The following is a 24,894-nucleotide window of genomic DNA, read 5'->3' as shown; positions in this document are numbered from 1 at the left end:
AATGCGAACAGCAATTTCGTAAAAAATGTATCGAGAACTTTATAATTATAGGAATACTTCTCGATACGCTTCGCACTCGAAGTGACGAGTATCGAGAACCACAAACTTGTCATGCTGTAAGGGTCGCATTAGAAACTCCGTATTATTGAGCTGCAAATGGGATGCTTACAGCATGATAAGATTGTGGAATTTAATGGTTAATAATTATGTTATAAATTAGTTTTTTGTTTGTATTCCCTCTGTTCGAGTGCTATTTATGAAATAAAATAAAACTTCTCGATACGCTGCATACTCGAAGTGATGCTCCCCTTTTTATTATGAATAAAAAGCATCCGAGAAAGTCGGTAAGGGCTTTCTATTCTTGTTTTTAAGAAAAAATAGTTTAATTCTATAGTTACAAAAAAAATGAATTTTTCAGCATTTCAAACTACAATATTGCGTACACCAGTATATCCTGTAAACTATTATATAGCGCTATTGCAAAATTATAGTAGAGAAAAACTATTTGAAACAATAAGGGATAAGCATGTGAAAAATGCAATAGCATTGGCAACACCAGAACTGTTAAGTCAGATAGAAAAATACAACCAAAACCCTGAGAAATTCACAGTAGAGAAAGGGAAACATTTAGAACAATCGCTTTTAAAATATATTGCCAGAATGTGTTCTCGTTCTACTCCTTTTGGGTTATTTGCAGGATGCACAACAGGAACACTGGGAAAGGAAACCAAAATAGAATTAGCATCTAAAGATTGTTATAGTACACACAATCAGTTTGATATGCAATTTTGGATTGCGCTTTTGCAAACATTAGCCAAAGATGAAGAAATCAAAAGCCAGTTGCACTATTTTCCTAATACGAGTTTGTATAGTGTGGGTTCTTTTTATAGATACACAGAATATACTTATACCAATAAAAAACGAGAGCATAGTATAGCAGCCATACGCAAAAATGAAAGCGTAACACGAATATTAGAAAAAGCACAACAAGGATGCACAATAGAAGCATTAGTAGCGGAAATAATAGAAAGTGACCTAGAAAAAGAAGAAGCAACAATATTTGTAAATAAGCTTATAGACAATCAAATACTAGTGAGTAATTTGGAAGCTACTATTATAGGAGATATGGAAATGCAACGAGTTATAGCCCTATTAGAAGCTATACCCGAAGTGGCAGAAAAAACAAGAGCTATAAAAAAAGCGATACACACACTAACAGCAAATTATGATGTTAGCGTATTAAAAAATGTGCAAAACCAAATAGAAAAAGTAACAAAAGAATATGATGCCAAGTATTTATTGCAAACCGATCTTTATACGCACACCACAACCAATACGGTAAACAAAAAGAATGTTCAAAAATTAAAACAAGCCATAGCTTTTTTGGCTAAAACACAACAATATAGTGCAAACCGAAATTTAGAACAGTTTAAAAAAGCATTTCTAAAACGATATGAAACGAAAGAAATGCCTTTAAGTATGGTGTTAGACGTTGAAATAGGAATAGGCTATCTTCAAAACAGCAATGAAAAAGATTCACATCCTATTTTAGACTTATTTACGATAGCGAAAGAAACAAAAGAAATAGCAGTTTCTGAATTATGGACTAAATGGAGTTATACGCTAGAAGAAAAAGTACAAACTTGTTTAGCAAAAGAGGAAAGAATACTGATACTAAATGATGATGATGTTAAAGACTTTGAAGCCTATTCTGGTACATTACCTGCTACTTTTTCGGCTATGATTGAAATAATTAACATAGAAGAAAGAGAAATGATTGTTTTAGAATCGTTAGGCAATTTTAGTGCAGCAAAATTAATAGGCCGATTTTGTAATGGAAATGAAAACATTCACAAACTGGCTAAAGAAATTATAGCCAAAGAAAAAGAATTAAATGAAGATGCTGTTTTAGCAGAAATAGCACACATACCCGAATCTAGAACCGGTAACATACTAAAAAGACCTGTACTAAGAGACTATGAGATTCCATATTTAGCAAACAGTAATATGGAAAAAGAAAATCAAATTGCACTAGATGATTTGTATATTTCGATAGTGCAAAATACAATAGTTTTAAAATCAAAACGACTCAATAAGAGAATTATTCCTTGTCTTTCAAATGCTCACAATTATACAAACAGCTCATTGCCTATTTATCAGTTTTTGTGCGATTTGCAAGGGCAAGCAATACATCCGGTGTATCGTTTTAATTGGGGTGTTTTAAAAGGACATTATAATTATTTTCCGCAAGTGCGCTATAAAGATGTCATTTTGGCTAAAGCCAGATGGTATGTGTATTATGATGATTTAAAAAACCAACAATTTAATAGCGACTTTGAAAATTGGAAGCAAAAAAACAAAATACCAAAATATATAACTATTGTAAGTGGTGATAACACACTATTACTAGATTTAGAAAAAGAAATAAGTTTTGATATTCTTGTGAAAACGGCTAAAACAAAAAATAAAGTTGTTTTAGAAGAATTTTTATTTGCAACAAACAATGTGGTGCAAGACATAGCAGAAAATCAGTATACGAACCAAGTGATACTTTCATTTTTTAAAGAAAAAGTAAAATAGGAAAAATGAAAAGAACGTTTAATTTAGGAAGTGAATGGTTGTATTACAAAATTTATTGTGGAGTAAAAACAGCCAATTTTATATTACAAGATCACTTAGCAGAAAAAATAGAAACATTAAAAGCAAAGGGAATCATTCAAAAATGGTTTTTCATTCGATACCATGATCCAGAGTCACATTTACGGTTGCGATTTCAAATAACAAATCCAAATAATTTAATGGTGGTTATAAATGCCATGCAAGAAATTTTTAATCCGTTACAGGAACAAAATTTAATATGGAAAACACAACTAGATACTTATGAAAGAGAAATAGAACGTTATAACATTATTCCTTATGCTGTAACAGAATCTATTTTTCAAGCTGATAGTGAAATGATTTTAAATTATATAACACTACAACAACAATTTGAGAACCCAATAACACCTCTGCTTTTTAGCTGTTTGGCAATAGATAGTTTTTTAAGTGTTTTTAATCTTACAGCACATGAAAAGCTAGTTTTTTTAGATCATTTGCAAAGTGCTTTCAAAAAGGAATTTAACGCATATAAAAATCTGAAAAAAGAATTTGATAAACACTATCGAAGCAAAGAGCAAGAAATAAATGTGTTTTTAACGAGAAAAAATGAAGCTAAAAATAAGGCACTGTATAATGAAATAGATCAAAAGAAAGAAAAGATAGAAAAATGTATTTCAGCAATTAATATCTCGTTTAACAGTTCTTTGCCTTCGTTTCTAAACAGTCATGTTCACATGATGCTAAATAGACAATATACTTCTAGGCAAAGAGAGTATGAGTTACTGGTTTACGATCATTTGTTCAGGTATTATAAAACGTGCTATTATAAGGCTGAAACAAAGAATTAGGTAAGTTTTTATTTTTATAAGAATAACTTTAATTTGGTGTTTTTAACATTAAAATGATTAATATTTAGATTATTGTTCTGTTATTTTAACAATTTCGGCAACAAAGTTGTAATTGTGAGTCAGATATTTTTTGTAGTATTGTGAACGTTGTATTTCTTTTTTAAAGTTAGTTAAAAGAACATTTTTACAACAAAAACAAGTAGATTACCAATAGATAATATGTTGGATACTTGAATTTTTTTAGTTATAATTTTCGTCAATTCGAGTAATTCTTTTAAAGAATTGTGATAAGATAAATGAAAATGGTTAAACGTTCTTCTCGCATTTTTGCTTTATAAAATAAAGTGAAAATACTCGAAACTGACGGTTTTTTATAGAGTTAAAAATTAGAATAAAAAATATTGTTGTAGCAATAGTCAAGAAATCTCAGTTGACTTAAAAAATCTTGGGATAATAATCATTTTTTAAATTATTAGCATCATGAAAAAATCAATTTTAAATTTAGTAGGAGCTCAGGAATTGTCAAAGAAAACACAGAAAGAAATTGTAGGAGGACTAAGAGTAACAGATCCTATAGGAGCTTCTTTTCCATGTTATTGTAATGGCGTTTTTAAGAAAAATTGCGATACAGTACAGTGCTGTGTAAGTGCATGTGGGCTTTAATAATTGGAGGTGAAATCTAAAAAAACGAGTTCGATATAAAAAAGTATTAAATTATTTATATTCAATGTCTTTTTGTTAAAATGTAAAGTTTTGAAATGTGTTGAGAAGTTTTGTTCCATTTTACTGTGCAAAAAAACACTCGGCCTGATGTTTTTAAATAATTTCATTCAATGGGTTACTCTGAATCAGATTTTTTCACATCGAATACATCGTTTAATATAAAATTTAGGGGACAAAAATGTTCTAAAATTGACAACAAATAAAAAAATAAAAATAGATCATGAAAAATAAAATTTTAAATTTATCAGGAACTCAAAAATTGTCTCAATCAGAGCAAAAAATGATACAGGGTGGTAAAATTCCAGACTTAAGCAACTTATGTGGCGCTTTAGTTTTCAACTCTACAGAGTCTCAGTGCTTAAGCTTGGTAGGATACGACCCAATATGGAATCCTGCTACTAGAAAATGTTCTGTAATTGGTGATAATTGTTAAAATTTAACATCATATAAATTATGAAAAAATCAATTTTAAATTTAGTAGGAGCTCAACAGCTAACTAAAAAAGAGCAAAGAACCATTAATGGAGGAAAAAGAGTTTGTGTTTTAAGTTTGCCAAATTATGGTTGTGGTTCTAATGAATGTTGTTCAGGCGGAATATGCTATAGAATAGGAACTCTTGGACATTTGTGTGAAATTTATCCAGTATAAAAAATGAGATGAAAAAATCAATATTAAATTTGAGAGATGTACAAGTATTATCTCAAAAAGAACAAAAAACCATTAAAGGTGGAATACACGTTTGTGCAATAGATGGTTGTCCTCCAGGATTATTTTGCACAAAAGTAGGATGTAAAAAAGATCCAGATTGGGTTTAGTTTAGTTATAAATAAGGATCGTATTAATTTTTAGATGCTTTTAGAAAATCATTTGATTGGTTTTTTGAGAGCATCTTTTTTTTGTAGTTTTAATTTATATTATACCTTTGAGAGCATATAAGATTAATATGAATAAAATACTTTTTTTGATTTTTTTTGTAGTTCAAGCAGTTGTTGCACAGAAACTTAGTAATGATGATTTCTTGAAATATCAAGATAAAGTAAGTTTTCATATAAACGGAAATCTAGACAGTGCTTTTTATTATGTAAATAAAATAAAATTATCAAAAGAAGCAGAACAACTTACTTACGCATTTGCATCTGAAGCTTATTTATATCAATTAAAAGAATATTCAGATACTTTAAATTCTAATAATTCTTTTGAAACTTCACTCTTATATTTAGATAAAATTAATGCTCCATTTGTAAAAAAGAAAGCAAAAAGTAAACTGCTTAATTTTAAAGGATTGATAAATTGGAAAAGGAAAAAATTAAGCGATGCTATTAATGCCTATAAGGAAGCTAAAAGGCTAGCCATTGAGGTTGATGATAAAGTTTTAGCAGTAAAATGCTCAAACAATATGGCACTAATATTAGCTCAAGTTGGTAATTTTGAATTAGCCATTAAATCTGTAAAAGAATCAGATAGTATTACAGACAAGATAAAATACTTATACGAAAAAGAGAGTTTTTTAAAAGCAAAAAGCAGTGTATACATGAAGTTAGGCTCTTTTTATGAAGCCTATTATAGTGTTAATAAAAAGCCAACCTTATTAGATTCCTCAGAGTTATATTATAAAAAAACGATTATTTACTCTAAAAACTTATTAGATAGAAAATTAAAAGCTCAGATTAATTTAGGAAATATCTATGTAAAAAAATCAGATTTAATTAGTGCAGAGAAACAATATTTAGCGTCTTTAGTACTGGCGCAACAAAACAACTTTACAACTCCTATAACTACATTATACTATAACCTAGGCTATGTTAATTATGGGAAAAGAAAATATGACAAAGCTCTAATTTATTTCAATAAAGTAGATTCATTATCCAATCATGAAACCAATAAAATAGAACTTACAAATTCTATGTACTATTTGGCTAAAATTCATAACGAATATGATGATTACGGTAAAGCAGAAAAATATTTAGCCATTTATAAAGACAAGTTTAAAGAAAATGAGAATTTAATAGCAGAAGAAACACTTAAAGTCAATAATATTATTGCAAATGCAGAAATAAAAGAAGATTTAAATATTCTTAAAAATGAAATTAAGCAAAAGAAGTCCCTTCTTTTGTTTTCAAAGGTTTTAATTGTATCTATTTTCTGTGGATTGATTTATTTTTTATATAAAAATTATAAAGCAAAAAAAGCAGCTCATATAAAAGTGAATAAACTTATAGAAGAGTTTAAACAAAAGAAAGATTCAATAGTTGTTAATGATGAAAAAGATAGTGAGGAGGTTGTAATAAACAATAATTCACTGAGTATCGATGAAGAGAAAGAAAATGAAATAGTGGCAAAATTAATTCAACTTGAAAAAGCAAATTATTTTTTAAGAGAAGACTTTAATCTGCAAAGCACTGCAAAAAAGATAAAAACAAATACTACTTATTTATCGTATGTCGTTAATAAAAGGTTTGAAAAATCATTTAGCGAATATTCAAATGAATTGAAAATAAATTATGCTATAGAACAAATGATAACAAATGCTACCTTTAGAAAATACTCCACACAAGCTATTGCTGAAACAGTAGGATTTAAAAATGCTGTTTCCTTTGCAAAATCTTTTAATAAAAGAACAGGCGTTACACCTGTTCAATTTATTAAAAAAATAGAGAAAGACGAATTAGTCTAAAATAATAGTATCTAAAATAATAATATCATCATCTTTAGGTTTACCATCACCATTATCTTCACTAGATACAGTATCTGTAAGAATTGGTTTTTTAGGAGGCCTAGGATCACCCATTCCTATAATTTTAATTAATTGATGAGAAGGGATTTTGTCTGCTATAAATTGATCTAAAAAAAAAGGTTGAATTTTCATAAAATATGTTTTTATAGTTAATAAGTATCAAAGTTACTTTTATTTTTAGCTCTAAGAAGGGTATTTCATTTTTTGATACTAATAAATATTAATTAACGTTTAATGGGTTGTTTTTTAGTCTGTTGAATGTATTTTTTGCCTTTCATAATTTATAAATTGTTTATGTTATAATTTATAAATTATATGTAAACCCCTTTTTTTTAACTCTTTTTTACTTCCATATTTGTCTTATCAAATTAATCAAATGATTAGTTCATTTTTTATTATATGAAGGCAATTATTAAAAAGTATTTAAAGATTAATAACTACGATAAAAAGCAAAATGATTTTGAAAATTTGTTTTTATCTCACCCTAATTATCCAAGCTTATTTGCAATAACGGATACATTAGACATGCTTTCTATAGAAAATGTAGCAGCTAAAGTTCCAAAAGAACAATTTCCAGAATTGCCTAACTCATTTTTAGCAGTATTTAATGATGACATAACCTTAGTTACAAAGCAGAATAATGAAATCGCAGTTGAGAAAGAAAAAGAAGGAAAAAAGAAAGTATCTACAGATGATTTCTTGAACAAATGGAATGGTGTTGTAATTGCTATTGAACAAGGTGTTAAACTAGAAAGAAAGAGATTAAGCCTATTTAAAAGTAAATATGTTTTACTCGTTTTAATTTTGTTTTCTCTTTTTGTGATTAAAATGGAACAAATGAATGGACTAATTTCCATATTTAATTTTGGAATTATATTAATAGGAGTTTTAATCAGTGTGCTTATAGTCGATGAAAAATTAAATACATTAGACGGAGCTATCTCAAAAATTTGCTCTTTTAGCGAAAAGACATCTTGTGATTCTGTAATAAAATCTAAGAATGCGAAAATCACAAAATGGTTAGACTTTTCAGATTTACCAATTTTGTTTTTTAGTGTTAGTGCTCTTCTTATTGTAATAGATGAAAGTAATTTAAAACTAATTAATTTTTTAAGTGTTCTTTCTCTTCCTATTATTCTATACTCCATTTGGCTTCAACAAAGTAAATTGAAAAAATGGTGTGTTCTATGCTTGGGTATTTCATCCTTATTAATAATACAAGCTGCTTTGTTTTTTATTGTTAATCAACCACTAACATGGAATTTGTTGTCAATAACAAATGTGCTTTTAGTAATGGTTCCTATTTGGTTTTTTTGGAAACCAATATTATTTAAAAGAGTAGAATTGCAAAAGAAAAATATTGAGCTTATTAAATTTAAAAGAAACTATACTGTTTTTAAATCATTGCAAAAAGAGATCGTGAACGAACAAAGATTAAAGGCCTTAACAAAAGTTGAAATAGGAAATAAAAATGCATCTGTAAACCTAACCTTGATTTTAAGTCCAAGTTGTTCTTTTTGCCATACAGCATTTGAAAACGGATTAGAATTAGTAAACTCAAGTTTAAATAAGGTAAGATTGACAGTGTTTTTCAATTTAAATCCAGATAATAAAGATAATCCTTACCTCTCAATTGTTGAAAGCATTCTTCAAATTAATGAAAATATGCCAGAAAAAATAGTGGAAGCTATTTCCGATTGGCACATAAAAAAGATGAGTTTAGAAGACTGGAAAGAAAAATGGGAACAAAAAAAGAAAGATTCTAATATAGTACAAATAATTAGAGAACAATACGAATGGTGCTCAGATAATAATTTTAATTATACACCTGTAAAATTATTGAACAGCAAATTATTTCCAGGCGAATATGATATTGAAGAAGTAAAGTATTTTATTTCAGAATTAGAAGAAGAATTACAACCTATTTTGGTTTAAAAATATTATTGCAATAATAGTCAAAAACTACAATTGACTTAAAAACGCTTGTAGTAGAAACAATTCAAAAACCGATTTATTATGAAAAAATCAATTTTAAATTTAAAAGGAGCTCAAATTTTAACAAAAGAAGAGCTTAAAGAAACTGCGGGTGGAAAAGTATTTAATCCAGGTGGAGGAGATGGACCAGGAGAAGATGGTTGTGGTTTCAATACATGTAGAAATCAATGGGGAAGATGTAGTTGGGCAGCTTGCGATAGAGGATATTAATCTATAAGCAACAAATTTGTCAAAACAATTGACAAAAACGTAGTAGAAATAAAAACAATTAAAATAAATATAACATGAAACAATCAATTTTAACTTTGAGCGGAGCTCAAGAATTATCAAAAAATGAACAAAAATCTATAAAAGGAGGATTGTACAATTGTGACGTTAACGGTGATAAAGTTTGCGAACAAGTAGGCAGACATTGCGCACAGTTATATTGTAGATTCATTGAAATAGAGCCATTGTTCTAGATTATCTTAATTAGGGAGATTTTCTCCCTAATTTTTTCTATTCCAGATTATTTATTTAACAATAACGGCAGAAAAACTGTAATACAAGTAGTGTATTTTTTTGTATTATTGTTTTATTGTATTTTTTGTTAAAAAACAGAAATATTCTGAAATAGATGTTTTGGAATTTAAATTCACAATTAAAATATTCTTGCAGGAGTAGTCAGAAATTCAACTGACTTAAAAGGTTTGGATAATTAATTATTAGTATTAATTTTTTTAAAAATGAAAAAAACAATTTTAAATTTAGAAGGGGTTGTTGCTTTAGCAAAAGAACAACAAAGAAATGTTATTGGAGGAAAAGCAGAACCTTGTAGGCTTTACATAAGACCAGCAGGAGGAGGTCCAGGATACTGGTCTGTAAATGTGTCTTTAGAACAAGCCCAGTCACAATGGAATGGATTTGTGTATAATGATGGAAGTTATGCTTCAGGATATTGCTGTTCAAGCTGTGCTTCTTAACTTATAAATAAATCTAACTAGAAGCTCTATCTTAGAATAGAGCTTTTTTAATACTTAATTAAAATAATGCGCTACTTCTTAATCTTAATTTTAGTATTTAATTCTTGTAAGGAAAAAAAAGAATTAAGAGTTCAAAATCTAGAAAAACAAAATACAGAATATGCTGTTTTTATAGTAAAAGAAAATAAAACAAATATTATTACTTCAATATTTGAAGATTTAACATCTAATAATTTGAATAATAAGAATCACTATTTTACAGATAAAGAAAATGATACTATTAGGCTTAATGTAGGTAAAGGAAAACAATTATATTTTTGTACAAAATATAATTACCGTGATACTGTTTTTGTAGCTAATGGAGACACTATTTTTATAGATTTAAAGAATGAAAAGAACGAAATTTCTTCTAATAAAAATTTGTTTGATATAAAAAAGTATAAAAAAACGAATAAAATAAATGAGTTAAAATTAAACTATATAGAGGTGTCTAAAGATTATCCTTTAGAAATTGAACCTAGTGAATATGAAAAAAGAAAACCTCTATATCCAGTTAAAGTAGATTTTAATAAAATAAAAACGGACGTTAATGGAGTTAATAATTTGATAGAGGTAATTAAAAATGATTTGATTAATGGTTATCGCTATTATGATTCTATAGCAGAAAAAAAGCCTTTAAAAAGAAACTATATTGAACAATTGAAGGAAAATCTAAAAATAGATTGTTTTTCTGAAGCTATTACTATTTATAATTTCTCATTGAATGATGAAGCTAAAAAGTTTTTGATTTCAAATAGGTTTATTAATGAAGGACTTTTTGAGGATAACTATAGTTATCAAATTATTTATAGATTAATAAATTCAATATTGTTAGAAAATAAAAAAAAATCATTAGGACATAAAATTATTATTGATTATAAAAAAGCGATGTCCCTTTTGCCAAATTATTTTAAAGGGGATAATTTAGCATTTTCTCAAATTGTTTGTATAAAAGCAGCTATAGATGAAGGACATAGTAAAGAGTCAATTAATGAATTAATTAATAATTATAAAAAAAATAAGATTAATACTAATTATGATTTATATATTTCGAAAATAGAGAAAGATTATTTTTTGAAAAAAAATGATAAGAATTCAAGTGAAGTAGAATTATCAGACCCTATGAAATTAAAAGTTAATCTTGATAAATTATTAATTGAAAATAGAAATAAGGTTATATATATAGATTTTTGGGCAAGTTGGTGTGCTCCATGTAGAAAAGCAATGCCTGCTTCAAAGAAAATAAAAGAACAATATAAAAGTAAAGAAGTTGTATTTCTATATATAAGTATAGATAATAGTTTTGAAGCTTGGCAAAAAGCTATGAATAAAGAAGGTGTAAGTGAGAATAGCTTTTTAGCAATCAATTACCCAGAAGCTAATTTTTATAAGGAAAAGGCACTTAAGACAATTCCAAGGTATTTGATTTATAATAAAAAAGGAGAGTTGGTTAATAGTAATGCACCAGGTCCAGATAGCGATGAAATAATTAAGGAATTAAATAAATATCTTGAAGATTAATTTGAACGTTAAGTCAATCTATAAAAAATATTAATTTAATTCTTGTAATTCTAGATTCCTATCAAATTCAGAAAATGAGATTTAAGAACTTTTACAAACCTGCTTTTAAAGAAATAATTTCTAATAACCAATAGATTAATTTTTATTTAGGTAATTGTAATGAATTTTTGTTAGGGCAAATTAGGAGTATTAATGATTTAGTGATTAATCTGGATGATTTTTGCGAATTTAGATATATTTGTCCTGATAATAGAATTCCTGTTCAAAAGGATGAGAAGTATTTTCATGAAAGCCTATGTAGTTATGACCCTAAAACAAACACTTGGAAATAGTATATTGGTTCTTGTTGTGTGTACTTTAATATTATCGTGTAACACAGTTAAAAAGAACAGAAAGTTTAATTATTTTAGTGGCACAGAATTTTATAATTACCCTTTAAATGTTAGCGGACATTTTTTTGGTGATGTTAAGTATTACGAAACAAATGAAGTAGATCAAATGGATGAGGTCTCTTCTGTTTTAGCATTTTATAAACTTCGGGATAAAGATTTATTAGTTTATGGTAAGACAACTGAAAGTCCTCTTTATCAATTGTATGTTTTTTTTAAAAAAAAGAAATCTAAATTGAAGGATAAACCTTCACAAGTAACAACTAAATTATTAGTAGATGATACAAGTAATAATTTAGTTTTATATGAAAAATCTAATGGTATTCAATCATTTTTTGTAGCCATTAAAAGTATTGGAAAACACAAATCAAATAAATCGATCTTGCAAGATGGTAAAAGTATAGTTGACTCAATGGAATTTAGTATTCATGAAAAGAATACTCCAAATTATATGGATATATTTAATTCATATAAAAATGATGATAACTATTTATTTGTAATGAATAAGCTTGATAGCGCTCCCATTAGTAAAGATCCAAAAAATGAATGGACAAAATTTCAATTATTAACTACAATTTTGTCATTCGATACAGAATATTATAGGTACAAAGAATTAATTAAAAAATTTGAAAGTAAGAGAAGCATTTTTTTTAATGATTTATTAAAAGATAAAAAAAACAGCTTATTAAAAAGAGAGGATAATCAAAAAAAGGAAGCTGTAATAAGCATGATAGCTGAAGCTTCTAAAAATTATAAGGTTTTAATGCTCAATGAAATGCATTGGAAACCTGAACATAGAGTGTTTGCTACTAGTTTGTTAAAACCTTTGAAGGAAAACGGATATACTCATTTAGCTATTGAGGCCTTAGATAAAGGGCAAGATAGCTTAATAAACAGTAGGAAATTTGCAATAAAGACTTCGGGCTACTATACAAGGGAGCCTTTTTTTAGTAACTTTATTAGGGAGGCATGTGCTCTAGGATTTAAAATAGTAGGCTATGACGATTTTGAAAGTATAAATAGAGAAGAAACGCAAGCTGAAAATTTGAAACATATAATTGATCGAGATTCTTCTGCAAAAGTTTTTGTTTACGCAGGAATAGATCATATTTTAGAAAAAGGAGATAGTATTTCAACTAAAAGAATGGCTGCTTTTTTTAAAGAAAAAACAGGGATAGACCCTTTAACGATTGATCAAGTTGAAATTGTTTCAGATATACCTAATGAACTTTTGTTTTTTGAATCAAAAATATTTCTCGATGTTGAAAAGGTTAACTGTAATGTTGACTATTTTTTGATTAATAATATAAAACCTTCTTTTTCTGAATTTTCCAATTTAACTGAAATTACAATAAGCGATCTTGTTCTTAAAGAAGTAGAAGGGCAAGAAGTACTTATGAATTTTTATGATGCAAAAGAGTACTATAAATATAGTTCAAGAAGCATCCCAATTATAAGTAGAATAAAAAAAGTTGTAGGTTCTAAAGTTATTGTGGATGTTCCTAAAGGTAATTTTTTTCTTGTTATTAAAAATAAAGAAAACAAAGAATTATTGTTAAAAGATATAGGAGTTAATTAAGCTTTTTTTAATTATTTTTGTAAAAACTATAAACAAATTTTGAAAAAATTTCCTCATTATACACAGACAGAAAGCAAAGACTGTGGGCCTACATGCTTAAAGATAATAGCTAAACATTACGGTAGAACACTTAATACTCAAAAATTACGAGAACTTTCAGAAACCACACGAGAAGGGAGTAATTTACTTACTCTTAGTGATGCTTCTGAACAAATTGGTTTTCGCTCATTAGGCGTTAAAATATCTCTTGAGAAGATAGAAGAAGCGCCATTACCTTGTATATTACATTGGAACAATAATCATTATGTAGTATTATACAAAATTAAAAAAGGGAAGTACTATGTTTCTGATCCAGCAATAGGATTAATAGAATATACCGAAAAAGAATTTCTAAAATTTTGGATAGGGAATAATGCAGATAGAAAAACAGAAGAAGGGATTGCTTTATTATTAGAAACAACTCCTAATTTCTTTGAATCTGAATTTGATTTAGAAGAAAAGAAAGCATACGGTTTCGGGATATTATCAAAATATGTCTTAAAGTATAAATCATTTATTGTTCAACTTGCGATAGGATTATTTGCAGGTAGTTTGTTACAACTTATCTTTCCATTTTTAACGCAGAGTGTTGTTGACGTTGGAATCCAAAATCAAAATATTCACTTTATATATCTAGTGCTTTTAGCGCAATTATTTTTGTTTTTTGGTAAAACCGCATTAGAGCTTATTAGAAGTTGGATATTACTCCATTTATCAACCCGTATTAATATTTCATTAATTTCTGATTTCTTCATCAAATTAATGAATCTCCCTATTTCTTATTTTGATGTGAAAATGACAGGAGATATTATGCAAAGGATAAATGATCACCATAGAATAGAAAGAATTTTAACCACTTCGTCTTTGAGTGTGTTATTCTCTTTTATAAATATGATTATAATGGGAGGAGTTTTAGCCTATTATAACTTGAGTATTTTTGCAGTGTTTTTTGTAGGAAGTTTTTTGTATTTTCTTTGGGTAATTTTATTTTTAAAACAAAGGGAAATTCTCGATTATAAACGATTTTCAGAAGTAAGTCAAGAGCAAAGTAAAGTAATTGAACTTATTAATGGAATGCAAGAAATAAAACTTCATAATGCAGAAAAGCAAAAAAGATGGGGTTGGGAATATATTCAAGCTCGACTTTTTAAAGTATCTTTAAAAGGATTAGTGCTAGAACAAACACAAAGTATCGGTTCAAACTTTATAAACGAGCTTAAAAATATTTTCATTATTTTCTTGTCTGCAATTTCAGTAATTAATGGCGATTTGTCAATAGGGGAAATGATGGCGATAACAAGTATCGTTGGTAGTTTAAATGGACCAATTGTTCAATTAATAAGTTTTATTAGAGAATTGCAAGATGCTAAAATATCATTAGCTAGGCTGTCAGAAATTCACGATATGGACGATGAGGTTCAAGATGAAAGAGAGAAAATGACAGAAGTTACAAATGATGAAGATATTATTATAAAAGATTTGTCATTTAGATACATGGGATCAGATACCAATGTATTACATGAGCTGAATATGACTATTCCTGCAAAAAAGATCACAGCAATTGTAGGGACAAGTGGTAGTGGGAAAACTACTCTTATGAAACTATTGTTGAAATTCTATGAACCTAGTGAGGGTGATATTCTATTAGGAAAGTCGTCTCTGAATAATCTATCTCAGAAAGCATGGAGAAATCATGTAGGTTCGGTTATGCAAGAAGGATTTATCTTTAGCGATTCAATTGCAAATAATATTGCTATTGGCGTTGATATAATTGATAAAGATCGATTAAATTATGCTGCAAATGTAGCCAATATTAAAGATTTTATTGATGATTATCCACTTCGATACAATACAAAAATTGGTACAGAAGGAATAGGAATAAGTACAGGTCAAAAACAAAGACTTTTAATAGCAAGAGCCGTTTATAAAAATCCTGAAATGTTGTTTTTTGACGAAGCCACTAGTGCTTTAGATTCAAATAATGAAAAAGAAATAATGGAAAAACTAAATATTTTCTTTAAAGATAAAACCGTAATTGTAATTGCGCATCGTCTAAGTACGGTAATAAATGCAGACCAAATTGTAGTTTTAGAAAAAGGAAAGATCATTGAGACAGGGAATCATCAAGAATTAATTGCTAAAAAAGGAAGTTACTTTGAATTGGTGAAAAATCAATTGCAGTTGGGAACATAAATATTGTAAATTCTTTTTATTGCTAATAGCCAACGCTTTTTGAAAGTATTTCTTAAAAATTAAAAAAATAAAATGCCAAATAGTAATTTAGATACTCAACCTTCAGATGCAAACCTTCCAATCCAAGAAGTGGAATTGAGAAGTGAACAAGTGCAAGAAATTCTTACTAGAATTCCACATTGGATGATAAGATGGGGAAATTTGGTAATACTAATAATCCTATTACTAGTATTGTTGTTTTCATATTTTATAAAATATCCAGATATTAATTCAACTCAAATAACAATTACAACATTAGTACCACCAGAAAAATTAATGGCTCGTACTTCTGGAAGAATTGAAGCCATTTTAGTAAAAGACAATGATATTCTTGAAAAACACGCACCATTAGCAGTAATTGAAAACTCGGCTAATTATAAAGATGTTTTTGTACTGAAGAGTATTATGGATACCATAAACATTAATACAACTCCTTTTCCTTTTGAGAAGATTAAATTTTCTCAATTAGGAGATATTGAAAGTCAATATTCAATTTTTCAGAAGGAATATAGTGCAGATGAATTACAGAAAAAATTAAAACCTTATCAGGTTGAAACATCAGCACAAAGTTTTGAAGCTAGACAATTAAGTGAGCGTTTATCTTTGTTAGAATCACAAAGTAGTATTAATCAATCGGAATTAGAGCTTCAAAAAAGCGATATGGATCGTTATGAAAAGCTCTATAAAAAAGGAGTTATTGCTGCTCAAGAATTTGAAAAGCAAAAATTAGCATACTTGCAGTCACAAAAAAACTATAAAAACTTATTAAGCTCAATATCTCAATTAAAGTCATCTCTTAATGAGTTAAATAGAAATAGTCAAACAACAGTTATTAACTCTACAAAAGACGCTATTAACTTAGAACGAAATGTAATTCAATCTTTTTTTCAATTGAAAAAAGCAATTAAAGATTGGGAATTAAATTATGTATTAAGAACTTCAATAAAAGGGAAGGTTTCCTTTTTGCAATTATGGGCAGAAAATCAAACAGTGAATGCTGGAGATCAAGTTTTTTCTGTTGTGCCAGTAGAGCAAAATGTATATGTAGGCAAGGTTAAAGCGTTAGCTCAAAATTCTGGAAAGATTAAAGTAGGTCAACCTGTAAATATTAGACTAGCAAATTTTCCAGATAGAGAGTTTGGAATCATAAAAGGAGAAGTGCATAATATTTCGGCAACACCAGATAATGAAGGGAATTTATTAATTGATGTTTCACTACCTAACGGATTAGATACTTCTTATGATAAGAAAATAATATTTCAGCAAGAAATGACAGGAACAGCAGACATTGTAACAGAAGATTTACGATTAATAGAACGATTCTTCTATCAGTTTAGAGATGTATTTGGAAGAAAATCTAAGGTGGTTAAGGATGAGTAGTAATTGTTATTTGTTATTATGTAGGCAATAAGAGATGTTGATTTGCGTTTAAGTATTAAATGCCAGAGACTCAACTGGTATAAATGATTGAGTATTTTTAAATTTTTATTACAAATAAACATGAAAAAACAAATTTTAGATTTAGAAGGAGTTCAAGTTTTAACTAAAATTGAACAAAAGAATGTAGTTGCTGGAATTAAAGTTAGAAATGTACAGTGTACAGGGAATATTATGGAGTATAACGGAGGAGTTACTGCTTTTGAGTGTACTTGGGAAGTTAGACCAACATTTTTAGGCATTGGTGTTGGTAGTTGGGAACAGACAACAGGTCCTTGTCCAGTTGGTGCAGAATTTGGATGTGTATAAAATTTTTAATTGTAGTAGCTATATATAGCTACTACAATCTTTTTCTATGAAAATATTAATATTTTTTTTATTTTTTTATTCATCACTTTTTTGTCAAGATTTTTTTATAATAAGAGATAGTATTACTTTTAGTCCAATTGAAGGGGTACATTTAATTAATGAAGAAAATAAAGTCTCTATTTCAGATGGAAATGGTAAGGTTATAATTAAAACAGACAAAGAAAAGTCTACTATGATTATTTCGCATATAGGTTATAAGTCTAAGGTTATTATTTGTAAAAAAATGATTAGAGATTCATTAGTGGTTTTTCTTCAACCTAATTCTATTAACTTAAAAGAAGTAATTGTAAAATCAAATCCTAAATCTTTTAAATATTCTTTAAATGATAGAAGAGGAATTAATTTTAATACAGGAGTTTCTTATCCAGAGAAATTTCAGGTAGGTATTTATTTGCCAAATAATGCTGATGATTTTAATTTAAAGATATCGAGTATTCTCTTTGAATTAGTTAATAAAAACGTCAAAGAGAGTGATTCAATAAGTTTTAATGTTGAGATTTGGAATGCTGATAGTTTATTACTTCCTTTTCAAAAGCTTAATACTAAAGAAATAGTAATTAATCAAAAATTTTCAAAAAAAATAAAAGTATTTTTAAAAGATGAAGAGATTTTGTTTGATGAGAAGGGTGTATTTGTTATAATAGACTTTCTAAATAAGGTGAGTTTGGGATCCAAGAACATTATTAAACCTAAATTTAAAGCTGTTAATGTTAAAAAGAAACTTCAGTTAAAGGAAATTCTCCGATATAGAACACAAAATAATAAAGAGTTTAGTGAATGGTTTGAGCCAATCTATAGTAAAAAAAATAAGCAGATTTTGAAATTAAACATTTATTTTAAATAGAAAATATGAAATTAGTTATAGTATTTTTATTGATGTTTAGTAATTTATTGTTTACTCAATCAACTATGGTTGTTTTATGTGATAAGAATGACAAATTACCAATAGAGTATGCGTCTATAGATTTTTTGAATGGATATGGTATTTATTCAGGTGAAGATGGATATATTGATTATGTTATTTTGCCTGAAAAATTTATGGTATCACATTTAAACTATAAGTCGCAAACATTAATTAAGAATGAAATAAAGGATACAATTTTTTTAGAACTGAAAGAAAATTTTTTAGACGAAGTTTTTGTTGTTAAAAAAAATAAAATAGCTAAAATTGGAAAAGAGAAAATAAAAAAGTGTAATAATCACAGTGACTATCAAAAATCTATAGTTCCTTCAATGGGTCTTGAAGTTTGTTTTTATTTGGAGAATAAAGAAACATTTGATATTGTATTAAAATCAATACAAGTTCCTTATATAAATACAAGTTTTGAGTTTAAAGATAAAAAGCAAAAATTAATGGTGAAAGATTTTAATAATTTGCTAAAAATAACGGTGTATAGTGTGATAAACGGGAAGCCTTTTGAAGAACTAAAAGAAATGTCAATGTATAAAATTATTAATTCAAATGAATTGAGGAAAGATAGTTTTGAAATTGATTTTCAAGACCCTATTCCTTTGCCAAATGGAGGTTTATTTGTTAGTATTAAATTTATAGGAAGAGTTGATGAATATAAAAATTTAATTCTAGAATTGCCTTATGAAATAGTTAATTATAATGGTGAAGTTAAAAAAATATCAAAAAACTTAATGCCTTTATTGCCTTTAGAAGAAACAGAAAGTGATATTTCATATTTAAGATATGAATTTTCAAATTCAAAGAATTGGCACACTATAGATGATTATAATTTTAGGAATAAAAATAAAGAAACAATTAATAAAAGATTAAAAGTGCCTATAGGGTATAAAATATTATTATACAAATAAACAATAATATTTACCACTCATTTACTTTATTAGCGTCTAACTTAATAAATACAAATAGCATAATTGTAAAAGCCCATAAACTAGAGCCTCCATAAGAGAAAAAAGGAAGTGGAACACCTATTGTAGGGAAAAGCTTAATTAGCATGGCTATATTTACAAAAAAATGGGTAAATAAATAAGTCGCAACGCAATAGCCATAAACCCGACTAAACTTCGTTTTTTGTTTTTCTGCTAGAAAAAGGATTCTTAATAATAAAATTACAAATAAGATAATAACCACTGTACATCCTACAAAACCCCATTCTTCTCCTACAGTTGTAAAAATATAATCAGTATGTTGCTCTGGAACAAAACCACCTTTTGTTTGAGTGCCTTCTAAATAACCTTTGCCTGTTAATCCACCAGAGCCAATAGCAATCATGGATTGGTTTAAATTATAACCTTCTTTTTTAAGATCTACATTATCTCCTCCTATAAGTACATCAATTCGGTCTTTTTGATGTGGTTCTAATACATTATTATAAACGTAGTTTACAGAGAAAACGAAACCAGAAATAATAATAAATAAGAAAGTATAAAGAATGGGATTTCTACTTATTCTTTTGTTCTTTAAATAATGAAGAATCATTAAAACAGAGATACCTATTACAATATAAATGGGAGGAATTAATAATGCAACAAAGAATAATACAATGGCAGAAAATCCTGAAAATAAATACCAACTAGGAAGACCTTCTCTATTTAAAACAAAAATAAGAGATAAAAAAATCATAGCACTTCCTGCATCAGGTTGAAGTAAAATTAAAAAAATAGGCAATATTATAATGCCTAATGCAATGAATTGATGCTTTGTGTATTTTAAATTTATCTGTGAGTAACTCAAATATTTCGCTAATAGAAGTGCCGTACCTGTTTTGACAAACTCTGAAGGTTGAAAACCAAATCCGCCAAATTTATACCAATTCGTTTGTCCTTTTATAGTAGAACCAAAAACGAATAATCCTAATAAAAGGACAATTCCAAGTCCATAAAAAACAAAAGAGAGTCGCTCAAATATTTTAGCATCTATAAACAATAAAATAAAGATAAGTGGAACACTTAAAATGATAAAAAGCATTTGTCTTCCGTATGTTTGACTGGTGTCAAAAATGGATGTTTCTTCAAGCGGCAATGAAGCCGAATAAATAGTCATCCAGCCCATTATTACTAATGTTATGTAAAGTAATATTGTAATCCAATCGATACTATTTCCTATGCTTTGATTTCTCATCTTAATTTACTACCTCTTCTTTTCTAGCTATAGTTTTTGTTGTTGAATCTTCTACTTTTGAAGGTTCGGGAAAACGTTGACGAATAATGTTTTCAATTTTTTTATACTCATCTTGTAAAGAACCATTTAGCATTCTTGTTTCTAAATCTTTTCTAGTAATTTTTTTGTTTATATATTTTTCAACCATTAATGTAGCAATAGGGCCAGCCCATCTAGTCCCCCAATATCCATTTTCTACAAATACAGCAATTGCAATTGTTGGGTTTTCTTTTGGAGCAAAAGCCACAAAAATAGAATGGTCTTTTAATTGGTAGGTTTTCCCAGCAACTCTTATTTTATTTTCGGCTGTTCCTGTCTTTCCGCAAATTTCCATGTCTTTTACTTTAAGGGTACGTGCTGTTCCTCCAGGAGAGTTGTAAACATTAGCTAAGCCTTCTATCATTGGTTCAAAATATTTTGGATCAATGGTGCTTTCATGTTTTGTTGTGTACTTCTTGTCTAATTCACTTCCTTTTATGTTTTTTACAATATGAGGTGTGTAATAATATCCTTTGTTGGCAACAACTGCCATCATGTTTGCAAGTTGTAATGGGGTTGTTAATATTTCTCCTTGTCCTATTGAATTTGAAATAATGGTTGTGCTTCTCCACCCTCCATTTGGATAAGCTCTTTGGTATGTTTTAGATGTTGGAATTAATCCTTTGGCTCCAATAGGTAAATCAGTTCCAAGAAACTCTCCTAATCCAAAACTTTTCACATGTTCAGCCCATTTATCTATGCTCATACTAGGGTTAGGGTATTTGTCAATACTTCTTTTGAAAACATTTGCAAAATAAGTGTTACAAGACTGGTATATACCATTGTTGAGTTTGGAAATTCCAGCATCGTGACATTTCATGAATGCTCCTCTTCCATAACTAAATCCGCGATGGCAAACAAATCCAGTTTCTTCATCTATAACTTCCTCTTGTAAGCCTATTAATCCAGTAATAATTTTAAAAGGAGAGCCTGGAGGATATTGGGCTTGTAAGCCTCTGTCATATAATGGTTTTGCAATAGAATCATGATATAATTCAGTATAGTTTTTAGAACGTTGTCTTCCTACAAGTAAAGCTGGGTCATAAGTAGGTGCGGAAACTAAAGCTAAAATTTCGCCTGTTTTAGGTTCAATAGCAACAATACCACCACGCTTGTTAATCATTAAATCGGTGCCATACTTTTGAAGTTCACTGTCAATAGTTAAAGTTAAATCTTTTCCTTGTTGTGAGATAGTATCGAACTTTCCGTTTTTATATGGACCAATGATTTTATTGTGTTTGTCTCTAAGTAAGTATTTTATACCTTTTACACCTCTAAGAATCTCTTCATATTCTTGTTCTACTCCTTGTCTACCTATCAAGTCTCCACTGTTATAATATGGATTCTTGGCTATAATTCCTTCATTTACTTGAGTAATAAAACCAAAAATATTAGCACCTTCTTTAACTTGATAATCTCTTAAAGCTCGTTTTTGGGTATAAAAACCTTCAAATTTTCGTTCTTTTTCTTGAAAAGCAGCGTATTCTTTTTTGTTTAACTGTGATAGAAATACAGAAGGAAGTCTTGGGCTATATACAATAGCCTTTTTAATTTTTTTAATAAAGTCTTCTTTGGTAATATTTAATAAATTACATAAGTCTAATGTATCAATGTTTTTCATTTCTCTAGGAACAACCATAATATCATACGAAGGTTGGTTTGCTACTAAAAGTTTACCGTTTCGATCATAGATATACCCTCTTTCTGGAAAATCAAAAACTTTTTTTATGGCATTGTTTTCAGATTGAAGCTTTAAAGAGTCGTTAATTACTTGTAAATAGAAAATACGTGCAATTAATATAATTGCAGTAATTATAATGATTAAAGGAAGTATAATCTTTCTCATCGCTTACTTGGTTTTATTAAATAAATAATTAGTAAACAGAATGCAAATGTTAATAGAGTAGTTAGTAAAGTTCTAGATATTATATCGAAAAATAAATTAATTCTAAACAATTCAAATGTGAATAAAACGAAGTGATGAATAAAAATTGAGAACAAGATAAAGGTAATTCTTTCCGTAGAAATTTTATCGGCAATTTTTACAGTTTGATACTCATAACTTAATCCAAATGAAAAACGAAACAAACTAGGCCTAACAAATGCTAAAATTAATGATGCCATTGCATGTATACCTCCTGAATTACAAAACATATCAAGAAGAAGTCCTAACATGAAACTGCTAATTAAAAGAATATTCTTATTTCCGTTAACAGGATATAGCAAAATGAATAATACATATGGATAAGGATTAATATAGCCTAATAAGTCAATATTATTAAAAATAAGGACTTGTAAGGATAATAAAATCACAAAACGAATTATGTTTAAAATAGTATTATTCAATTTATTTGGATATTGTTTCTTTTTCTAGTTTTTCTTTTTCTAGTCTGTTTTTATTTTCAATTACATATACGTAACCTAATGCTGTCATATCATTAAAAATTCTAACATTAATAGTGTAATAGTTAGTCTTAGTATCTATAAAAACTTTGTCAATTTTTCCAATAGGTATGTTTTCTGGAAAAATATCAGATTCTGCACCTGTTACAATAGAATCTCCTTTCTTGATAGAAGCTAATCTAGGGACATCCACTAATTGAACATATCCAGTATTTTTACCATCCCAAGTTAGTGTTCCAAAATGATCGGAGTTTTTAATTTTTGCATTGATTTTTAGTTTTGTATTTAGGATACTAATTACCGTTGCATATTTATTAGATGTTTTTTCAATAAGACCTACAACTCCTCTTTCATTTATAACACCCATATTGTTTTTAATACTATCTTTTTTACCAGCATTAAGAGTAAGGTAATTTTCTCTAACATTATAAGAGTTTTTAATTACTTTGGCTTTCGTTACAGAATAAAAATCAACACCTTCATGAGCAATAGTTTTTAAATCTAATAGTGTGTCTTTTTTATTAAAAAGAATTTCTTTTAAACGAGCATTTTCTTCTGCTAGTATGGTGTTCTTCTCTTTTAAGCTTAAATATTCTTTAGCAGCATTAATTTCATTGTAAATACCGCCAGTAATGCTGTTTGCGCTATTAATATATTCACTTCTATGATATGAGTGAGATTTTATTATTAAGGCAAAAGAAATACCTAAAAGCAGCAAAAACAGCAATCGATGGCTGTTTTTTATAAAAAGATATACTATTTGCTGCATGGATTATTTTTATTTTATAAGAATACTTTTGTACTTGTTTAGGTTTTTTAATGCTATTCCTGTTCCTCTTACAACTGCCCTTAATGGATCTTCTGCAATATAAACTGGTAAGTCTGTTTTTATGGATATTCGTTTATCTAATCCTCTTAACATTGAGCCACCACCAGCTAAATAAATACCAGTATTGTAGATGTCGGCTGCTAGTTCTGGAGGTGTTTGAGATAATGTTTCCATTACAGCATCTTCAATTCTCTGAATAGACTTATCAAGTGCTTTGGCTATTTCTCTATATGAAACATCAACCTGTTTAGGTTTTCCTGTTAATAAATCACGTCCTTGAACAGACATTTCTTCTGGAGGACTATCTAAATCCTCAGTAGCAGCTCCTATTTGAATTTTTATTTTCTCAGCAGTAGTTTCTCCTACAAATAAATTGTGCTGTGTTCTCATATAATAAATAATATCATTGGTGAAAACATCTCCTGCAATTTTTACTGATTTATCACATACAATTCCACCAAGTGCTATAACAGCAATTTCAGTTGTTCCACCACCTATATCTACTATCATGTTTCCCTTTGGTTGCATAATATCAACACCAATACCGATTGCAGCAGCCATAGGTTCATGGATTAGGTAAACTTCTTTTCCATTTACACGTTCTGCGGATTCTTTTACAGCACGCATTTCAACTTCAGTAATTCCAGATGGAATACAAATAACCATTCGTAATGCTGGTGTAAATAATTTTTTCTTTAATGCTGGAATGCTCTTTATAAGCATGCTTATCATTTTTTCCGAAGCATCAAAATCGGCAATTACACCATCTTTTAAAGGGCGTATGGTTTTAATGTTTTCATGTGTTTTACCTTGCATCATATTGGCTTCTTTACCAACTGCAATAATTTTTCCAGTTATTCGGTCGCGAGCAACAATAGATGGACTATCTATAACAACTTTATCGTTGTGAATGATTAAGGTATTTGCGGTTCCAAGGTCAATTGCTATATCCTCGGTCATGAAATCAAAAAATCCCATATGCTTTTTTAGGGTTTTATATTAGTAAATATTAGTGACTTACAAATGTA

At 28.2% G+C, this 24,894-nt stretch carries 24 protein-coding genes; 18 read left to right on the top strand and 6 right to left on the bottom strand.

Features of this window, described 5'->3' with window-relative positions; genetic code table 11:
- Positions 1–405 precede the first annotated feature (405 nt).
- From LXD69_RS03140 to LXD69_RS03110, 7 genes are all read left to right on the top strand, one after another.
- Positions 406–2,580, top strand: a complete 2,175-nt coding sequence (locus tag LXD69_RS03140) for a lantibiotic dehydratase family protein (protein WP_246917502.1) — start codon at positions 406–408, stop codon at positions 2,578–2,580.
- A 5-nt stretch (positions 2,581–2,585) separates the two neighbouring features.
- Positions 2,586–3,446 carry a thiopeptide-type bacteriocin biosynthesis protein gene (locus LXD69_RS03135; RefSeq protein WP_246917499.1) on the top strand — a complete coding sequence of 287 codons (861 nt, stop codon included), beginning with the start codon at positions 2,586–2,588 and terminating at the stop codon, positions 3,444–3,446.
- Positions 3,447–3,926: 480 nt separating this feature from the next.
- The gene (locus LXD69_RS03130; RefSeq protein ID WP_246917496.1) at positions 3,927–4,109 is read left to right on the top strand and encodes a hypothetical protein; all 183 of its coding nucleotides are present in this window, start codon (positions 3,927–3,929) and stop codon (positions 4,107–4,109) included.
- A gap of 280 nt (positions 4,110–4,389) precedes the next feature.
- The gene (locus LXD69_RS03125) at positions 4,390–4,602 is read left to right on the top strand and encodes a hypothetical protein (protein ID WP_246917493.1); all 213 of its coding nucleotides are present in this window, start codon (positions 4,390–4,392) and stop codon (positions 4,600–4,602) included.
- 20 nt (positions 4,603–4,622) lie between these two features.
- The gene (locus tag LXD69_RS03120) at positions 4,623–4,817 is read left to right on the top strand and encodes a hypothetical protein (RefSeq protein ID WP_246917490.1); all 195 of its coding nucleotides are present in this window, start codon (positions 4,623–4,625) and stop codon (positions 4,815–4,817) included.
- Between the two features lie 8 nt (positions 4,818–4,825).
- Positions 4,826–4,984 carry a hypothetical protein gene (locus tag LXD69_RS03115; protein ID WP_246917487.1) on the top strand — a complete coding sequence of 53 codons (159 nt, stop codon included), beginning with the start codon at positions 4,826–4,828 and terminating at the stop codon, positions 4,982–4,984.
- Positions 4,985–5,112: 128 nt separating this feature from the next.
- Positions 5,113–6,843: a helix-turn-helix domain-containing protein gene (locus tag LXD69_RS03110; RefSeq protein WP_246917484.1), complete on the top strand. Its 1,731-nt coding sequence runs from the start codon at positions 5,113–5,115 to the stop codon at positions 6,841–6,843.
- On the opposite strand, the gene LXD69_RS03105 is transcribed toward LXD69_RS03110, so the two are convergent.
- Positions 6,835–7,035, bottom strand: coding sequence for a hypothetical protein (locus LXD69_RS03105; RefSeq protein ID WP_246917481.1), 201 nt, complete (start codon positions 7,033–7,035; stop codon positions 6,835–6,837). The genes LXD69_RS03110 and LXD69_RS03105 overlap by 9 nt on opposite strands.
- Positions 7,036–7,302: 267 nt before the next feature.
- On the opposite strand from LXD69_RS03105, the gene LXD69_RS03100 reads away from it, so the two are divergent.
- From LXD69_RS03100 to LXD69_RS03050, 11 genes are all read left to right on the top strand, one after another.
- Positions 7,303–8,838 (top strand): vitamin K epoxide reductase family protein, encoded by a 1,536-nt coding sequence (locus tag LXD69_RS03100; RefSeq protein WP_246917478.1) that lies wholly within the window; start codon positions 7,303–7,305, stop codon positions 8,836–8,838.
- Between the two features lie 81 nt (positions 8,839–8,919).
- A complete protein-coding gene (locus LXD69_RS03095; protein WP_045969171.1) occupies positions 8,920–9,108 on the top strand; it encodes a hypothetical protein in 189 nt (62 codons plus the stop codon).
- A 74-nt stretch (positions 9,109–9,182) separates the two neighbouring features.
- Positions 9,183–9,359 carry a hypothetical protein gene (locus tag LXD69_RS03090; protein WP_161794140.1) on the top strand — a complete coding sequence of 59 codons (177 nt, stop codon included), beginning with the start codon at positions 9,183–9,185 and terminating at the stop codon, positions 9,357–9,359.
- Between the two features lie 264 nt (positions 9,360–9,623).
- Complete coding sequence (locus LXD69_RS03085) at positions 9,624–9,860, top strand: hypothetical protein (RefSeq protein WP_246917475.1); 237 nt, start codon at positions 9,624–9,626, stop codon at positions 9,858–9,860.
- Positions 9,861–9,926: 66 nt separating this feature from the next.
- Entirely contained in the window at positions 9,927–11,420 is a 1,494-nt protein-coding gene (locus tag LXD69_RS03080; RefSeq protein WP_246917473.1) for a TlpA family protein disulfide reductase, read from the top strand.
- A 270-nt stretch (positions 11,421–11,690) separates the two neighbouring features.
- Positions 11,691–13,388, top strand: coding sequence for a hypothetical protein (locus tag LXD69_RS03075; RefSeq protein WP_246917470.1), 1,698 nt, complete (start codon positions 11,691–11,693; stop codon positions 13,386–13,388).
- Between the two features lie 39 nt (positions 13,389–13,427).
- On the top strand, positions 13,428–15,620 hold the full coding sequence (locus LXD69_RS03070; protein ID WP_045969164.1) for a peptidase domain-containing ABC transporter: 2,193 nt from the start codon (positions 13,428–13,430) through the stop codon (positions 15,618–15,620).
- A 72-nt stretch (positions 15,621–15,692) separates the two neighbouring features.
- Positions 15,693–17,039: an HlyD family secretion protein gene (locus tag LXD69_RS03065; protein ID WP_045969162.1), complete on the top strand. Its 1,347-nt coding sequence runs from the start codon at positions 15,693–15,695 to the stop codon at positions 17,037–17,039.
- Between the two features lie 120 nt (positions 17,040–17,159).
- Positions 17,160–17,405: a hypothetical protein gene (locus tag LXD69_RS03060; RefSeq protein ID WP_045969160.1), complete on the top strand. Its 246-nt coding sequence runs from the start codon at positions 17,160–17,162 to the stop codon at positions 17,403–17,405.
- 46 nt (positions 17,406–17,451) lie between these two features.
- Positions 17,452–18,309, top strand: a complete 858-nt coding sequence (locus LXD69_RS03055; RefSeq protein ID WP_045969158.1) for a peptidase associated/transthyretin-like domain-containing protein — start codon at positions 17,452–17,454, stop codon at positions 18,307–18,309.
- A gap of 5 nt (positions 18,310–18,314) precedes the next feature.
- Positions 18,315–19,286: a hypothetical protein gene (locus tag LXD69_RS03050; protein WP_045969156.1), complete on the top strand. Its 972-nt coding sequence runs from the start codon at positions 18,315–18,317 to the stop codon at positions 19,284–19,286.
- Between the two features lie 10 nt (positions 19,287–19,296).
- On the opposite strand, the gene rodA is transcribed toward LXD69_RS03050, so the two are convergent.
- Genes rodA through LXD69_RS03025 form a run of 5 tightly spaced genes read right to left on the bottom strand, consistent with a single transcriptional unit; the run spans position 19,297 to position 24,844 of the window.
- On the bottom strand, positions 19,297–20,556 hold the full coding sequence (rodA, locus tag LXD69_RS03045; protein WP_045969154.1) for a rod shape-determining protein RodA: 1,260 nt from the start codon (positions 20,554–20,556) through the stop codon (positions 19,297–19,299).
- Position 20,557: 1 nt separating this feature from the next.
- A complete protein-coding gene (gene mrdA / locus LXD69_RS03040; protein WP_045969152.1) occupies positions 20,558–22,480 on the bottom strand; it encodes a penicillin-binding protein 2 in 1,923 nt (640 codons plus the stop codon).
- The gene (locus LXD69_RS03035) at positions 22,477–22,980 is read right to left on the bottom strand and encodes a hypothetical protein (protein ID WP_045969150.1); all 504 of its coding nucleotides are present in this window, start codon (positions 22,978–22,980) and stop codon (positions 22,477–22,479) included. The genes mrdA and LXD69_RS03035 overlap by 4 nt, the downstream gene beginning before the upstream one ends.
- Before the next feature lies 1 nt (position 22,981).
- Entirely contained in the window at positions 22,982–23,806 is an 825-nt protein-coding gene (gene mreC, locus LXD69_RS03030; protein ID WP_246917467.1) for a rod shape-determining protein MreC, read from the bottom strand.
- A 9-nt stretch (positions 23,807–23,815) separates the two neighbouring features.
- Positions 23,816–24,844, bottom strand: a complete 1,029-nt coding sequence (locus tag LXD69_RS03025; RefSeq protein WP_045969146.1) for a rod shape-determining protein — start codon at positions 24,842–24,844, stop codon at positions 23,816–23,818.
- Positions 24,845–24,894: the final 50 nt, after the last annotated feature.

The sequence above is a fragment of the Flavobacterium sediminilitoris genome, assembly GCF_023008245.1.
GTDB classification, from domain to species: Bacteria; Bacteroidota; Bacteroidia; order Flavobacteriales; family Flavobacteriaceae; genus Flavobacterium; species Flavobacterium sediminilitoris.
The sequence above is the reverse complement of the archived record's forward strand: the minus strand, read 5'-3'. Positions and strand labels throughout refer to the sequence as shown.

Coding starts and splice junctions, on each gene's coding strand:
- LXD69_RS03140 (WP_246917502.1), top strand. CDS start 406: ATGAATTTTTCAGCATTTCAAACTACAATATTGCGTACACCAGTATAT.
- LXD69_RS03135 (WP_246917499.1), top strand. CDS start 2,586: ATGAAAAGAACGTTTAATTTAGGAAGTGAATGGTTGTATTACAAAATT.
- LXD69_RS03130 (WP_246917496.1), top strand. CDS start 3,927: ATGAAAAAATCAATTTTAAATTTAGTAGGAGCTCAGGAATTGTCAAAG.
- LXD69_RS03125 (WP_246917493.1), top strand. CDS start 4,390: ATGAAAAATAAAATTTTAAATTTATCAGGAACTCAAAAATTGTCTCAA.
- LXD69_RS03120 (WP_246917490.1), top strand. CDS start 4,623: ATGAAAAAATCAATTTTAAATTTAGTAGGAGCTCAACAGCTAACTAAA.
- LXD69_RS03115 (WP_246917487.1), top strand. CDS start 4,826: ATGAAAAAATCAATATTAAATTTGAGAGATGTACAAGTATTATCTCAA.
- LXD69_RS03110 (WP_246917484.1), top strand. CDS start 5,113: ATGAATAAAATACTTTTTTTGATTTTTTTTGTAGTTCAAGCAGTTGTT.
- LXD69_RS03105 (WP_246917481.1), bottom strand. CDS start 7,035: ATGAAAATTCAACCTTTTTTTTTAGATCAATTTATAGCAGACAAAATC.
- LXD69_RS03100 (WP_246917478.1), top strand. CDS start 7,303: ATGAAGGCAATTATTAAAAAGTATTTAAAGATTAATAACTACGATAAA.
- LXD69_RS03095 (WP_045969171.1), top strand. CDS start 8,920: ATGAAAAAATCAATTTTAAATTTAAAAGGAGCTCAAATTTTAACAAAA.
- LXD69_RS03090 (WP_161794140.1), top strand. CDS start 9,183: ATGAAACAATCAATTTTAACTTTGAGCGGAGCTCAAGAATTATCAAAA.
- LXD69_RS03085 (WP_246917475.1), top strand. CDS start 9,624: ATGAAAAAAACAATTTTAAATTTAGAAGGGGTTGTTGCTTTAGCAAAA.
- LXD69_RS03080 (WP_246917473.1), top strand. CDS start 9,927: ATGCGCTACTTCTTAATCTTAATTTTAGTATTTAATTCTTGTAAGGAA.
- LXD69_RS03075 (WP_246917470.1), top strand. CDS start 11,691: ATGAGAAGTATTTTCATGAAAGCCTATGTAGTTATGACCCTAAAACAA.
- LXD69_RS03065 (WP_045969162.1), top strand. CDS start 15,693: ATGCCAAATAGTAATTTAGATACTCAACCTTCAGATGCAAACCTTCCA.
- LXD69_RS03060 (WP_045969160.1), top strand. CDS start 17,160: ATGAAAAAACAAATTTTAGATTTAGAAGGAGTTCAAGTTTTAACTAAA.
- LXD69_RS03055 (WP_045969158.1), top strand. CDS start 17,452: ATGAAAATATTAATATTTTTTTTATTTTTTTATTCATCACTTTTTTGT.
- LXD69_RS03050 (WP_045969156.1), top strand. CDS start 18,315: ATGAAATTAGTTATAGTATTTTTATTGATGTTTAGTAATTTATTGTTT.
- rodA (WP_045969154.1), bottom strand. CDS start 20,556: ATGAGAAATCAAAGCATAGGAAATAGTATCGATTGGATTACAATATTA.
- mrdA (WP_045969152.1), bottom strand. CDS start 22,480: ATGAGAAAGATTATACTTCCTTTAATCATTATAATTACTGCAATTATA.
- mreC (WP_246917467.1), bottom strand. CDS start 23,806: ATGCAGCAAATAGTATATCTTTTTATAAAAAACAGCCATCGATTGCTG.
- LXD69_RS03025 (WP_045969146.1), bottom strand. CDS start 24,844: ATGGGATTTTTTGATTTCATGACCGAGGATATAGCAATTGACCTTGGA.